At 35.6% G+C, this 13,983-nt stretch carries 12 protein-coding genes; all 12 read right to left on the reverse strand.

Going from position 1 to position 13,983, the window contains the following annotated elements:
* Nucleotides 1-586 precede the first annotated feature (586 nt).
* The 12 genes from IPM92_15175 to IPM92_15230 all read right to left on the reverse strand — a co-directional run bounded on the left by IPM92_15175 (nucleotide 587) and on the right by IPM92_15230 (nucleotide 13,779).
* Nucleotides 587-1,762 carry a hypothetical protein gene (locus IPM92_15175; protein MBK9109670.1) on the reverse strand — a complete coding sequence of 392 codons (1,176 nt, stop codon included), beginning with the start codon at nucleotides 1,760-1,762 and terminating at the stop codon, nucleotides 587-589.
* A gap of 136 nt (nucleotides 1,763-1,898) precedes the next feature.
* Nucleotides 1,899-2,342: a VOC family protein gene (locus IPM92_15180; GenBank protein MBK9109671.1), complete on the reverse strand. Its 444-nt coding sequence runs from the start codon at nucleotides 2,340-2,342 to the stop codon at nucleotides 1,899-1,901.
* Nucleotides 2,343-2,373: 31 nt separating this feature from the next.
* Complete coding sequence (locus IPM92_15185; protein MBK9109672.1) at nucleotides 2,374-2,823, reverse strand: SRPBCC family protein; 450 nt, start codon at nucleotides 2,821-2,823, stop codon at nucleotides 2,374-2,376.
* A gap of 160 nt (nucleotides 2,824-2,983) precedes the next feature.
* Complete coding sequence (locus tag IPM92_15190) at nucleotides 2,984-3,397, reverse strand: PIN domain-containing protein (protein MBK9109673.1); 414 nt, start codon at nucleotides 3,395-3,397, stop codon at nucleotides 2,984-2,986.
* On the reverse strand, nucleotides 3,394-3,639 hold the full coding sequence (locus tag IPM92_15195) for a hypothetical protein (GenBank protein ID MBK9109674.1): 246 nt from the start codon (nucleotides 3,637-3,639) through the stop codon (nucleotides 3,394-3,396). Before IPM92_15195 ends, IPM92_15190 begins: the two co-directional genes overlap by 4 nt.
* Nucleotides 3,640-3,754: 115 nt before the next feature.
* Entirely contained in the window at nucleotides 3,755-4,696 is a 942-nt protein-coding gene (locus IPM92_15200; protein ID MBK9109675.1) for a hypothetical protein, read from the reverse strand.
* A gap of 443 nt (nucleotides 4,697-5,139) precedes the next feature.
* Nucleotides 5,140-5,697, reverse strand: coding sequence for a hypothetical protein (locus tag IPM92_15205; protein MBK9109676.1), 558 nt, complete (start codon nucleotides 5,695-5,697; stop codon nucleotides 5,140-5,142).
* A gap of 186 nt (nucleotides 5,698-5,883) precedes the next feature.
* On the reverse strand, nucleotides 5,884-6,867 hold the full coding sequence (locus IPM92_15210) for a D-2-hydroxyacid dehydrogenase family protein (protein MBK9109677.1): 984 nt from the start codon (nucleotides 6,865-6,867) through the stop codon (nucleotides 5,884-5,886).
* Nucleotides 6,868-7,137: 270 nt separating this feature from the next.
* Nucleotides 7,138-7,614: a hypothetical protein gene (locus IPM92_15215; protein MBK9109678.1), complete on the reverse strand. Its 477-nt coding sequence runs from the start codon at nucleotides 7,612-7,614 to the stop codon at nucleotides 7,138-7,140.
* A 2-nt stretch (nucleotides 7,615-7,616) separates the two neighbouring features.
* Nucleotides 7,617-8,768, reverse strand: a complete 1,152-nt coding sequence (locus tag IPM92_15220) for an efflux RND transporter periplasmic adaptor subunit (GenBank protein ID MBK9109679.1) — start codon at nucleotides 8,766-8,768, stop codon at nucleotides 7,617-7,619.
* Nucleotides 8,769-8,788: 20 nt separating this feature from the next.
* Entirely contained in the window at nucleotides 8,789-13,123 is a 4,335-nt protein-coding gene (locus tag IPM92_15225) for a CusA/CzcA family heavy metal efflux RND transporter (protein MBK9109680.1), read from the reverse strand.
* 464 nt (nucleotides 13,124-13,587) lie between these two features.
* A complete protein-coding gene (locus tag IPM92_15230; GenBank protein MBK9109681.1) occupies nucleotides 13,588-13,779 on the reverse strand; it encodes a hypothetical protein in 192 nt (63 codons plus the stop codon).
* Nucleotides 13,780-13,983: the final 204 nt, after the last annotated feature.

Raw genomic sequence — 13,983 nt, forward strand, 5'->3', positions numbered from 1 at the left:
TAAGTTCACAGAGTTATAACCTTTTATTCTTTGTAGGTTAACTATGTGCTTGAAATTCCAACTTGCCAAGACATCAACCTTAAAAATAGAAGCTAACACAATGTGTCTGCAATCTTCAATGCTTGTTAATCCAACTACCTTCTCTTCAATATATTTGTTTGCCAATTCAATTGCTTCCTCGTTTATTTCAATTCTTTCGAAAAATTCACTAGGGTATTTTTGTTATAGTGTTTGAACGTGTGAGGGGGCATCCAATAATTCTACGAATAATAAATCAGAGAGGATAAAGATAATTTCAGAATTTTCTAGTCTTTTAAATAAGGACCTTGTAGCATTCTCAAATTCCAAATCAAAATAACCACCTACTATTGAAGTATCTATATATATTCTTTGTTTCACTTAGCGAAGATATTACTTTTTTTGTTCTAATTATTTTTGTGCCTGCCCATTAAATTTTTATAAACGAAATACTGTTGTAAAATATAATCAAAGAACAAATTGAAAGCAATTCACAACCAGGGGGCAAAATATTTCAACAAATATATTAGACGTGCATTAACACACACTCACCGCTTTGCTTAAATATCTACTCGGAAAAAGTAGTAAAGGTTTTTCCATCGTAACGGCTTAAGCCAAAACCTCTTGTGCCAAACCAAAGATTTCCGCTTATATCCTCTAAAATACTAAAAACGGAATTGGAGACCAGGCCGTCTGCTGTCGTATAATTTTTGAAACTTTTTCCATCATAACAGTACACGCCATTCTTTTCCGTAGAAAACCACAAATTTCCCCTTTTATCCTCAAGAATTGAATATATTCCATAACTTACAAAGCCTTCATTTTCTCTAAAACTTGTAAAAGATATTCCATCATAGCGGCAGGCTCCGTGTCTTCTAGTAGCGAACCAAAGATTTCCTGCGCTGTCTTCCAGTATAGAAAATATCATATCATCCGCAATCCTGTCCTGTGCAGCTTTGTTGAAAGATGCGCCCTCAAATGTTTGGTTTTTTTTATCACCAGAACGACCGTCTTCATTCCGCAGATAATAATCGGCAGAAGGAAGATAGTTTTTAAATGATTTCCCATCATATCGCCACACACCACCACCATTCCAAGAACTGAACCAAATATTCCCTAGTTTGTCTTCCAAAATATCCAAAATAAGTTGGTCTTTATTGCCAAGATTAAAAGTTGGCTTATCATTCTGCGGAAATAAAGGTAAGGTTCTATCAGGGACATTGCTGTTCAGAAAGTTATCAAATATTTTTCCATCGTAACGATAAACTCCCTCACCCCATACACCAAACCAAAGATTTCCATTACTATCTTCAAGAATGCTTGAAATGGATTTTCTACTCGCATCAAAGTTCTCCGAATAATTAGAAAAGTATTTGCCATCGAACTTGCAGATGCCTCTTTTAGTGCCAAACAAAATATGGCCTGTTTTATCCTCTATAATTTCATTTACATCATTATCACTCAGTCCATCCCGTGTTGTAAAGTTTGTAAATGATATTCCATCGTAACGATAAACTCCTTCGCCGCTTGTACTAAACCAAATATTGCCAGCTTTATCTTGTAAATTGCAAATTAAATTGCCAGAGGCTATTCCTAAAGTCCTTGTTATTTTTAACTGTCCGTTTGTATTTTTATCTTGTTCATGTGCAACTCTTTTCTGTACGCCAGTTTTGACTTGCCCATTACACGAGCTTATCAGCTTGAATGATAGAAGCAGAGCAAAGATTTGAATACTTAATTTCACAATTTATTATAACTGAGAGCAAATATATATTATGCAATATTGCACTTATTTGATGGCAATGTAAGTATTAACGAAGTATAATTTGAAACCAATTCACTACAATTATCCATTTACAAAACGAGAATTAATTTGAACCTCAAATTTCTCCATTATACCTTGCATCGTAATCCACCATCCATTCAATCCCATATTTGTCTCTGAACATCCCAAAATAAGAACCCCAGGGGCTGTCGGCGATAGGCATTTCTATTTTACCACCTGCAGAAAGTCCGTTAAATAGTTTGTCGGCTTCTTCTTTGCTTTCAGCCGAAATTGAAATTTTACTTCTGTTTTCATTTTCATTGACCTGTCCCATAAAAGGTGGAACATCACTTGCCATCAAAACACTTGATTTTCCAATAGGCAAAGCAATATGCATAATACTATTGGCATCAATTTCCGGCATCGGATTGTCTGGATCGCCAGGCATATCTTTAAAACGAACTACCATTGCGAATTCGCCACCGAAAACTGATTTATAATATGTAAAAGCTTCTTCTGCATTTCCGTTAAAGTGAATGTAAGGATTGATCTGTGCCATTTGATTTGTTTTATAAGTTATGAATTAAGTTTTAAGCATCCGGGATATTAGGTTCAACCAAACGCTTTAATTTGTCTAAGGATTCCTGCCAACCCAAATAACACATTTCTATTGGAATGGAATCAGGTATTCCTTCTTGAGTTGCCAATAGTTCTGTCCCACATAAAACAGTTTTGAATTGTATGGTGGTAATCATTTGTCCCGGCAAATTGGGGTCGTCAAATTGGTCTGTGTATTTTAATACTTCATTGGGAATTATTTCCAAATATTCACCGCCAAATGAAAGACTTTTCCCCGTTGTAAAATTGATAAAAGACATTTTGTATGAACCTCCTATTTTTACTTCCATACTATGAACTTTACAAACAAAGCCATAAGGTGGAAGCCAGGAAGCCATCGCATCAGCATCTGTGAATGCTTTAAATACTTTTTCGATGGGTGCTGCAAAAACCCGGTGCAGATTTACAGTATTATTTGGCATATATTTCAAATTTTATGGGCAAAATTATTTCATTTTATTCAATTTTTCGAAATATGTCTATATCACCGCTCAATGGCTGCCCCAGTTGAATAAGTATTAAATTTCATTGATTTCAAAATCCATAAAAAGTAATGTTTTACGAAGTTCTAAGATTCATTCCTCAAAGCTTTTTTAGTATTTCGTCTGGTGAAAAAACAGCAATCTCAGAACCCTTGAAGTCTTTAAGATTTCTGGTCACAATACAATCCATTTTGTCAATCGAAGCAGCTGCTAGAATTTGCAGTGCGTCTTCAAAATCTTTAAATCTAGATTTTAATCCGCGAATTATGGTATGACCATCTATAGGAATAATTGTCAAAAATTCCGTTAAATCAAGTAAAATAGATCTCAATTTTTTATCATCAATATGTTTTTTAAGTAGAAAGTTAGTAGTCGCAATGGAATGAGAAGAAGCGTAAAGCTTTATTTTTTGACTTTCGGCAATTCCAAAAAGAGCTATAGCAAATTTGCTATGAGGCGTTCGGTCCGCCAATAAGTCCAGAATAATGTTTGTATCCACAAATATGTTCTTCATTGGTGCTTTTCCTTATAGTAGGATTCCAAAATCTTATTTTCGTTAAAATTTTTAGGCAATTTTACACTACCTACCAATTTCTTTAGTTTAGGTGAAATTTTACCACGAGACTCCTTATCCTGAATCAAGCTTTCCAGATAACTCTCAATGAGTTTAGATAAGCTCCGATCGGTCTCCTTAGCGTATTTTTTAGCTTTCTCAATCACGCTTTTTTCTACTGTTAATGTTAACTTGGTGGTCATCACACGTATATTTTATGTAAAAATACGTATAATTTTGAGTTTTGGCGAATTTTCGACAGAAAAAGTCCATTTATTTTTGAACTTATAAAAGTATATATTCGTGATGCGCCCAGTATTATTTCATCAATTCTTTCATCCATTGAATACATTCAACTTCATTTACGATGGACCATGAATGCGGATGCCGTTGTCCGTTGGAGCGATAGCCCGTTTGAAAAGACTGCATGAACTCAGCTTTCTGATTACCCATAAGATTAAGTCGGTTAATGAGTTCAGCCGTAACTTCATAATTTGATCTCCGAACGGTTTGATTTCGATTTTTAATTCGCCAGGCAATATCCACATCATGATAGGTTCGAACTGCAGTATTTAATAAAAACTTTTCGTTCTGACCATATGCTTTGTTCATACTAAATGCAGTAAGTTTCGCATATGTTGAGATATTTTCAATTGGAACACCATAATCATTTTTAATGTGGCGTATGGCTCTTTCTGCTTCTTCCACTGCCATTTCAGAGTACTTATTTTTTGCAGATTCCTCCAATTGCTCATAGATGGTAAAGATGTCAATGGGAGAATCTACTGTAAAAATACCCCGAGCTTGGATGGGAAACTTTTCCGGAAACTCATTACAAAGTTCTACATACCTCAACGCGAGCATTCCCCCGGCAGAATATCCGCCTAATACAAAGTTATTCGGACTGACATGGTATCGCTTTATAACATCATTGAGTACTGCAGATAATTTTAATTGCGTTATAGAGTCTGCATACAATTTGTTTCCACCTGCCCAAAAAATGCTTAAAATATTATTTGCGTGTGCAACTTTATGCAATTTCGTTTCATTTGGTGAGTCTTCCGGAATTTGTCCAAATCCAGCTATAAGAACCAAGGCACCTAAAATGGCATTCAAATTTTCCGGTTCTGCAACCAAATAATATCCGCTGTAAAAATCATTTTCATCCAAGACAATCTTTTTTAAGGATTGCGCATCTGTTTCCAAAATTGAGAAAATTACACTGGACAAGAATGATCCCCATTTAATGTTCAGGTACATACTTTTGCATTTCTTGTTAACTGGGAGGACATGTAATAGGGTAATTAAAGCCCACCACAAATATTTATCAAAAATAATACATCTTTGTTGCTTTATGGTTTTTATCAGATTAATACTTTGAGGCCAATAGGCATGCATCAATCCTAGAGATAAGTATATAGGTTCAAAATGAATTGAAATCTATTCACACATATATTCAAATTAAAACTAAACAATTATTTTCTTAATTACAACTTAACTTTGAGTTAAAGTGAATTTTAAGAAATGAGAAAAGCTGAAGCTGCATAAACGAGATTTATTAATCGCATAATAACATTGTCCTCATCTCACAGCTAAATTTTTTATTAGAAAATGGCGTGTATGTCATTGGCTATATAGGCTAGTCTCAGCTAAATATAGCTTTCAATAGCCCAATATCCAGGAATTATTTTATATAGTGTGATTTATTCTTCAATTTTAATTTCATTTACCGCAATTGATTTTTTGTACTGCTTAAAAAAATAAACCGACCAACATAGTGATACTATATGAAAAGACATAAATCCAATTTCGGCCCAAATTCCCAATACATTATGATTGTGATTCATATTAAACAATATCAGATTGATCGTGTATGGAAATGCACACCAGAGGGTGGCTATTTTAATCCACTTTGGAAATGGTTTGTAAAATGAAATGAGTATAAAAGCCGGAAAAAAGAAATAGCCTGCTGAGGAAATTATATGCATTCCCGGCTTCTCATACCAAAAATCCACACCAGCAAACAAAATACCCCAGGCAATGCCAAATATAGTGAACCCAGCTGCTGCCATGTCCCAACCTTCGCGAGCAAGTTTCATGGCCAATAAAATAGAACCGGTGGCAAAAGCTGTTTGAATAATTTTATGGCTTATATGTTGATTTGGGAATGCTACATTCCCCAACACAGCAATAATCGCAATCGCGAAACAAATCAATTGAGCATAGGTAACGTGCCTGTCAGAAATTTGATGAGGATTCATACCTGGTTTTTGAACGTCAAATATAAAATAGTATCACAAAACAATTGCATTATGGAAATTAAAATTATTCATCCGGGTCCCTTCCGTTGAAGTTTAGAACGTATGTTGTGAGGACTCAATAAAAAGAAATTCCATATATCAAAAGTGCGCTCCGGAATTCCAATTTTCTTCAATATAGACTTTATCTTAGCTCCTCGTATCCTTTTTGTAAAGGGTTTCAGGATTCGCAATATTTGTTGGATTTCCGTTCATATAGTTTACAATATTTTCAAAAGCTTTACTAAAGTATAATTCATAAGTGTTTTCTTCCACATAGCCTAAATGGGGTGTACAGATTACATTATTTATATTTAACAATTCATGATTTCTATCATAGATAGGTTCATTCTCATAAACATCGACACCTACAAAAATTTGCTTACCTGATTTTAGAACATTGAGCAATCCATCCTTTTCGATTAATTCGGATCTTGCCGTGTTGATCAAAGCCGAATGGTCCTTCATCTTCTGCAAATCTGCTACTTTGACAATTCCAAACGTTTGATCATTCAATCTTAAATGTAAAGTGATAATGTCACTATTTCTGAAAAAATAGTCCTTACTTTCAGCTTGTTGAAAACCATCTTCAGAGGCTTGTCTTCGTGAGCTTTCACTACCCCAAACTAAAACGTTGGCACCAAATACGTTCGCATATTGTGCAATTCTTTGACCAATTTTGCCATATCCCCAGATTCCTAAAGTTTTTCCATAAATGCTGGTCCCAATGTTGATCTGCCATTTACCATTCTTCATCCCTTCGATGGCCTGTGGTATTCTTCTAACCGTGTTCATCATCAATGCCCATGTTAATTCTGCAGGAGCCATCGGCGAACCCATACCTTCAGCAACGGACACATTGTATTGGGTACACAAATTTAGATCTATATGATTTGAAATTTTACCTGTTTGACTTATCAGTCTTAGTTCCGGCATTCTTATCAAGAGCTCTTCTGTAATATTCGTTCGCTCTCTTGTTAAAACTAGAATTTCGCAATCTGAAATACGCAAAGCAAGTTTAGCAGGATCCTGTTCGTGCTGATGCAAAATTTTGACATTTTGCTCTTTTAAAATTTCAAAACATTTTAGCTTTGAAATAACATCTTGGTAGTCATCTAAAATTGCGATTTTCATTTTTGACATATATAAAATCAGGTTCAAAAAACCCAAAACTAAATAAACTCTTGCCGGAAAGTTAGCTTTTATAAATCTCATAAATAGAGTTTTCATTTCTAAAATAGAGATATAATATTCCCCCCAAGCTGAAATAAAATGATGTTGTGCAAGCGAGCCTAACGTAAACACGTGGCTGTCATTGGGAAATGATTTGCTCTTGCTTCCACAATAACACCAATCAAAATTTGAACTTGCCGGCTTCAACAAAATCGCAGCGACTGAATCTAGTTAATCTTCATCCATTTCTATTGGAATCATTTTGGCCTCACTTCTTATCTCTGAGTGTCTGATTTCACCGCCACTTGTGCCGACATATTTTGCCAACACTCCATCCGCAATGGCCACTAAGAAACATAGAATAATGAGGTATTTTACGTGTTTAAATTTTCTTAATTCTGCAATAAAAGTTACACTGGCTATACTTCCCAATATCAAGGTCAGAACGAAAAATGATTCTGCATATTCCTCATGTGTGTTAATAAGTGTTTCGCTGATTCCTGTCATTTTTTCGATAACTTCTTCTGCACCCTCTCCGGTATAAAAAGCTACTATCGAGCAAATGGCACTGAAGATAAAAATTCCGTATGCGATAAGTTTAACTGCCGTATTTTTAAAGACCAGGCCAGAAATGAGTACAAGCATTCCGATCAACAAACCCACTATAGGAAGGTGATTGACAATTAAGTGAAAATGTGCGTTATTCATAATTATTCAGTTATAAGGTTAAAAGATCCATTTATTAAAAATTTTGCATTTTCTTTAAAATCCTGAAAATTCAAAACTTCTACTTGATTTTTATTGGTTAAGCCGATTTTAACTTCTTTTTTTACGAAAGTGTAAGCATCTGCCAAAGCATTTTGAAGAACTAAAACATAATACTTCCCATCAATCTCTACAATAGCATCTTGAGGCAAAGACATCTTAGCTAATGATGAAATAAAAATTTCAGCTTCCACATACATGCCCGGATAAAACCTGTTTGATCGCTGTCCGTCTACTAAATGACCGTGAATACCTACTGTTCGATTTTCCGCATGTACTGTTTTACTAATTAAATGTACTTTAGCTTTATATGCTTCGCTCCTATTATCTTGCAGGTTAAAATGAATAACTTGTCCTATATTTATTTTGGAAATGTCTTTCTCAAAAATGTTTAATTCTAAATGTATATGATCTGTATCCATAATGGAAATTGCCATCTTTGATTGATTTAAAAAAGTTCCTTTTGAAATCGCTACCTCTGTAACATACCCATTGATAGGAGACAACACTGCAACGGTTGTGCGAATATTTTCTAATGTCAGGGTATTTGGAGAAATATTCATCAATGACAATTTCTTACGCAATGCCTCCAGTTTAACACTTGTCACTGTATATTCAGATTCAGCTTTAAGGAAGTTCTTTTGAGAAGTTACATTATCCTGAGCCAGATTTTTTTGTCTTTCATAATCTGAGTTTAGATATGCGAGCTGTCCTTTTGCTTCCAAAAAATCTTGCTGCATTTGCACATAATCAGGGTTTTCAAGTGTGAAAAGTATCTGACCCTTTTTTACTCTTTCTCCCGGCAATAGTCGTATTTCTTTAACTGTACCTCCAAAATAACTACTAACCTCAGCACAATTTTCAGGAGGTACATCGAGTTTACCATTAGCTTTAACCAACTCATAAAAAGAGGTCATTTCCATTCTACCCAAAACCATTTGAGAAGACTGAAATTGATTTTTGGTAAGATTATAAGTATCTAAACTTGTGGTTTCCAGTATTTTTACATTAGAAATTAGGGTTTCGTTCTTCGTTTCACATGACGAGCCTATCAAAAATAAAGGCACAATCAAATAAATAAAAACCTGATTTTTCATTCGTTTCTTAAAATTGTTATTCATAGTTCTTTCATTAAATAATTGGCTTCCAAAACAGTCAAATTGTATTGATAAAATGCATTGAGATAATTTGTCTCAATGGATTTGGCATTTTCTATTAGCTGGGTATATTGAAAAAAGTTAATTTCGCCATTTTGAAAAGCTTTTACCGCATGGAATAAGGTTTCTTGCGAAAGTTTCTTTCCTATTGATTCGTAGTAAGTTAGTCCTTCTTCATATTTTCGTAAATCAGATTGAAGCGCCATATACTTTGCTTCCAATTGCTTTTTAAAATTTTCATTTTCAGAATTCAAAATGGAAACACCTGTTTTTGCCGCACTTATTTTGGCTTTATGTGAGCTAAACCATAAAGGAATGGCTACTCCAAGTTGGAATCCAAAATAGTTTTGCCTACCAATGCCATTATTTGAGCCCTGATATATTGAAACATTAAGATCAGGCAATAATTTTTGCTTTTCCAATTCAAGCTCCCGATCAACCAGATTTTTCGCATGCGTAAAATATTTTAAAAGCGGTTGGCCGATTGAATCAATCGGATTCAATTGCATGCGTTCAATTGCTGAATCGATAATCATAAAACCGGAATTGGATTGAACCCATTGATTCAATTGAATATATGATTTTTTGATGCTTTCTTTAATTTGATTAAACTGCAGTGACACTTCCTTCTTTTTAGTCTCTGCTATTAATTTTTCCAGATAATTGGATTCACCCTGATCAAACTTTCTCTGCGCAGCAAACGCGAAAGTAGTGAATAGACTATCCAGAAATTGGTAGTGATTGAGCATTTGTTGCCAATACACAATTTCGAAATAAGATTTTAAAACTTCTTTGGTTAAAGCGTATTTGTCAATGTCAAACTGATCATTGGACAATTGTGTTTTCGCCTTCATTCCTTTGCGCTGAGCACTGTAAATGGTCGGAAACTGAATGGATTGACTTAGGCCCCAAACATTCAGAGGCAAGTTATTAGGGGCAATGTTACTCTTGTCTTTGTTAAAATAAAATTCTGTTTTATTAATGTCAATTGCACTTGCCTCTAATAGTTTAGTTTGGGCAACTCTTTGGGAGGAAGCTTTCAAGCCAAGATTATTTTTCAATGCTAATTCTACGGCTTGTTTGGAAGATAATTTTGTGTCCTGAGGATGGCAAAGCATTGGAGTTGCAATAATGAATATCAGTAATAGGCCCTTCATTGGTACTTTTATTTTTGGGAAATGTCCTTTTCTATCAAACAGAGCATAAAGCACCGGCAATACAATAAGTGTGAGTGCCGTTGCGGAAATTAATCCACCAATTACAACAGTAGCTAAAGGTCTCTGAACTTCAGCACCGGCTGATGTAGAAATGGCCATAGGCAAGAAACCCAAAGCTGCAGCTGATGCCGTAAGCAATACAGGTCTCAATCTGTTTTTAGTGCCTATAAGTATTCGTTTGTTGATGTCCGTAATCCCATGTGCTTTCAATTCCTTGAATTCTTCAATCAGCACAATTCCATTTAATACGGCTATGCCGAAAAGAGCAATGAATCCCACACCAGCCGAAATGCTGAAAGGTAGATCCCGTATGTAAAGTAGTATGACTCCACCAATTGCTGACATAGGTATTGCACTGTATATGATCAAGGCTTGCTTGACTGAATCAAATGCAAAGTAGAGCAGTACAAATATGAGTAGGAGCGCAATTGGAACTGCAATCATTAATCTTTCGTTGGCAGTTCTTAAGTTTTCAAATTGACCTCCATATTCAATGGTATAACCAATGGGGAGCCTGACTTTTTTATTTATTTCTGTTTGAACATCCTTTACCACAGATTCCAGGTCTCTGTTTCGGACATTGACACCAACCACTATTCTTCTTTTGGTGTTGTCTCTTGAGATTTTTGCAGGTCCTTTTGAATAGCTAATGTTTGCAAATTCACTTAGAGGCAATTGGTTGCCATCTGGCAATTGAATCGTAGCTGTTTCGATATCTTCAATGTCCTTATGATGATGCTCATCAAATCGAACGACCAAATCAAATTGTTTTTCGCCTTCAAAAATAGTACCGGCTGGTTTTCCGGCAAAACCTATGGTAATGATGTTGTTTAGATCTTCGACATTGAGTCCATATTTTGCAATTTTTTGCCTGTCATATTTGACAGACATTTGAGGCAGTCCTGCAACTTTTTCAACAGTTATATCAGCAGCTCCATCAATCTCATCAATTGCTTTTTCTACTTCCAATGCTTTTTTATATAAAATATCCAAATCCTCTCCAAAAATCTTGATAGCCAGATCGGCTCGCACCCCGGTGATCAATTCATTGAACCTCATTTCAATGGGCTGCGTAAATTCAAAATCTACTCCAGGTATTTCTGCCAAGGCGCTTTTGAATTTATCTGCAAGCTCGTCTTTGCTTTTAGCAGATACCCATTCTGCCTTTGGTCTTAATTTGATAATTACATCACTCTCTTCCATAGACATTGGGTCTGTAGGTACTTCTGCAGCTCCAATTCTACTCACTACTTGTTCTACCTCCGGAAATCGCTTCAAAATTGTTTCGATTCGGGTAGTCACTTCAGTTGTTTTGCTTAGTGAGGTTCCTGTTTTCAAAACAGGCTGAATCACAAAATCACCTTCATCGAGGGTAGGTACAAATTCTCCACCCATTCGGGTAAAAATGAAAGCAACGGAAAGGAGAAGAACCCCTGCCATTCCTAAAACAATTTTTTTATTTTCTAATGCCCATGTTATTGTAGGTTTATAACTATTTTCGAAGTATGTTATCAAACGCGATGAAATCGTATTTTGATCAGGATCTGATGGTTTCATAAATAATGATGCCATCACAGGCACATAGGTAAAACAAAGCATCATTGCTCCTATCAAAGCAAAGCAAAATACCAAAGCCATGGGCTTGAACATTTTACCTTCCACACCAACCAATGAAAGAATTGGGATAAATACGATAATAATGATTAACTGGCCAAAAACTGCAGAGTGCATCATTTTTGATGCACCTAAATGCGTTATGTTGTCAATGAATCCTTGTCTTTCATCTTTAGGCAATGCCAATATATGGCTGCGTTCTGCTGTGATTTTAAATGCAATATATTCTACTATAATAACTGCACCATCTATAATGATTCCAAAGTCAATGGCTCCAAGGCTCATAAGATTTGCATCCACACCAAAGACATACATAAGCGATAATGCAAAGAGCAAACACATAGGAATTACTGACGCTACCACTAATCCGGAACGAATATTGCCTAGCAAAAGCACAACTACAAAAATTACGATTAAGCAACCTAGAATGAGGTTCTCGGCAATGGTGAAACTGGTTTTACCGATGAGTTCGCTTCTCTCCAAAAATGCATTGATACGAATTCCCGGAGGAAGCGAGGGAGATATTTGAGCAACCCTTACTTTTACTGCCTCGATTACGGCTTTTGAGTTGGCTCCTTTAAGCATCATCACCTGACCCAATACTTTTTCACCTTCGCCATTTCCGGTTATTGCACCAAAACGTGTTGCATGTCCAAATCCAACTGTGGCGACGTCTTTCATTAAAATAGGTATTCCATTTCTGTTTTCAATGACGATGTTTTCAATATCCTTTAGCGAACCTACCAAACCTTCTCCTCTGATAAAATATGTTTGATTCGTTTTTTCTATATACCCTCCACCTGCTACACTATTGTTTTTTTCCAATGCAGAAAATGCCTGGGGAACTGAGATATTCAGACTTCTAAGTTTTTCCGGATTGATAGCAACTTCATATTGCTTTAGGTAACCACCCCAGGTATTCACTTCAACGACACCCGGAATCCCTGAAAGTTGACGTTTAACAATCCAATCTTGTATGGTACGTACATCCGATAATGTATAATCGTTTCGGTGTGCTGAATCTACTTCAATAACATATTGGTAAATTTCTCCGAGACCAGTAGAGATGGGGCCCATAAATGGTTTTCCAAATCCCGCTGGTATTTTTTCTTCTGCAGCTTTAATTTTTTCTGCAATAAGTTGCCTTGGCAGATAGGTACCTATTTTATCATTAAAAACAACCGTTACGACCGAGAGGCCAAATTTTGAAATGGATCGAATTTCTTTAACATCAGGCAAGTTGGCCATTTCCAATTCCACCGGATAAGTCAGAAATTTCTCAACATCTTCAGTCGCCAGATTTCTGGAAGTCGTAATAATTTGGACCTGATTGTTAGTGACATCTGGAACAGCACCAATTGGAATCTCGAATAGAGAATACAGTCCAAAGCTGACAATACCTGCTGAAAATAAAAGTACTATCAACTTGTGATGGATGCTGTACTGAATGATTTTACCTAACATTTCTGTGCTTAATTAGAATTGCACAACAAATGTAGAGTGGTTAAATTAAGGCTTTTCTCAAGTCTTTCTTAAGATTGGCTTAATTATCAAATTTAAGCTAAACTCATTATAAAAAATTCTCCAACCAATGCCGATAAACACATTGCAACGGCAACCGAGAAAGTAGCTCATACTTTAGTTTTTAAAATAATGGTACCTCCAATTTTCGCAACCAAAACTCCTATAACAATAAGAAAAAAGATGGCAAAAAATAAATATAAAATTCAAATTGTGGCAAAAGGCATAAACAGTTTAACGAATAATTCCAACAATGCTCCTATGGCAAATGCAGCTCCAAAGGCCCATGCAGCCTGCAATGGCTTGCCTGACTTGGTACTTTAATCCCATTTCATCCAAAATATGCAATGCTAAAGCATCATAGATGTCAGCTCACTGGGTACGAGCTAGTCTGTTATCATTTTCAATCATCGCTCCTCATAAAATGCAGAAAGTAGTTGCAATTTCAGGTTTGGCAATCGTTCAAGTCCCGGCTTTTCCCGAACAATATCAGATTTCTCCATTTCTGTTTGCGATCTCGCGGGTACGTATTCATCTGCAGATATAGCCAATACAATTGTAACAATCCAGAATAAATTCACAAAATAATGGGCACTCAATATTTACTTGAAGCAGCGACTCCTATTGCATGTCTGGGTTATTAAAAAATGCCATCGTTAGCATCCCATAACTAAATACTCATACGTATGTATTGATTTTCCCGATACCTGCAAATTGAATTATTTCTCAATTATATTTCAATTTTCTTGGGTTGTAGTATTTCCCCTTGTACCGAAAGTTCTTATATGATATGAATTTCAGAA

The sequence above is a fragment of the Saprospiraceae bacterium genome, assembly GCA_016719615.1.
GTDB lineage: Bacteria > Bacteroidota > Bacteroidia > Chitinophagales > Saprospiraceae > Vicinibacter.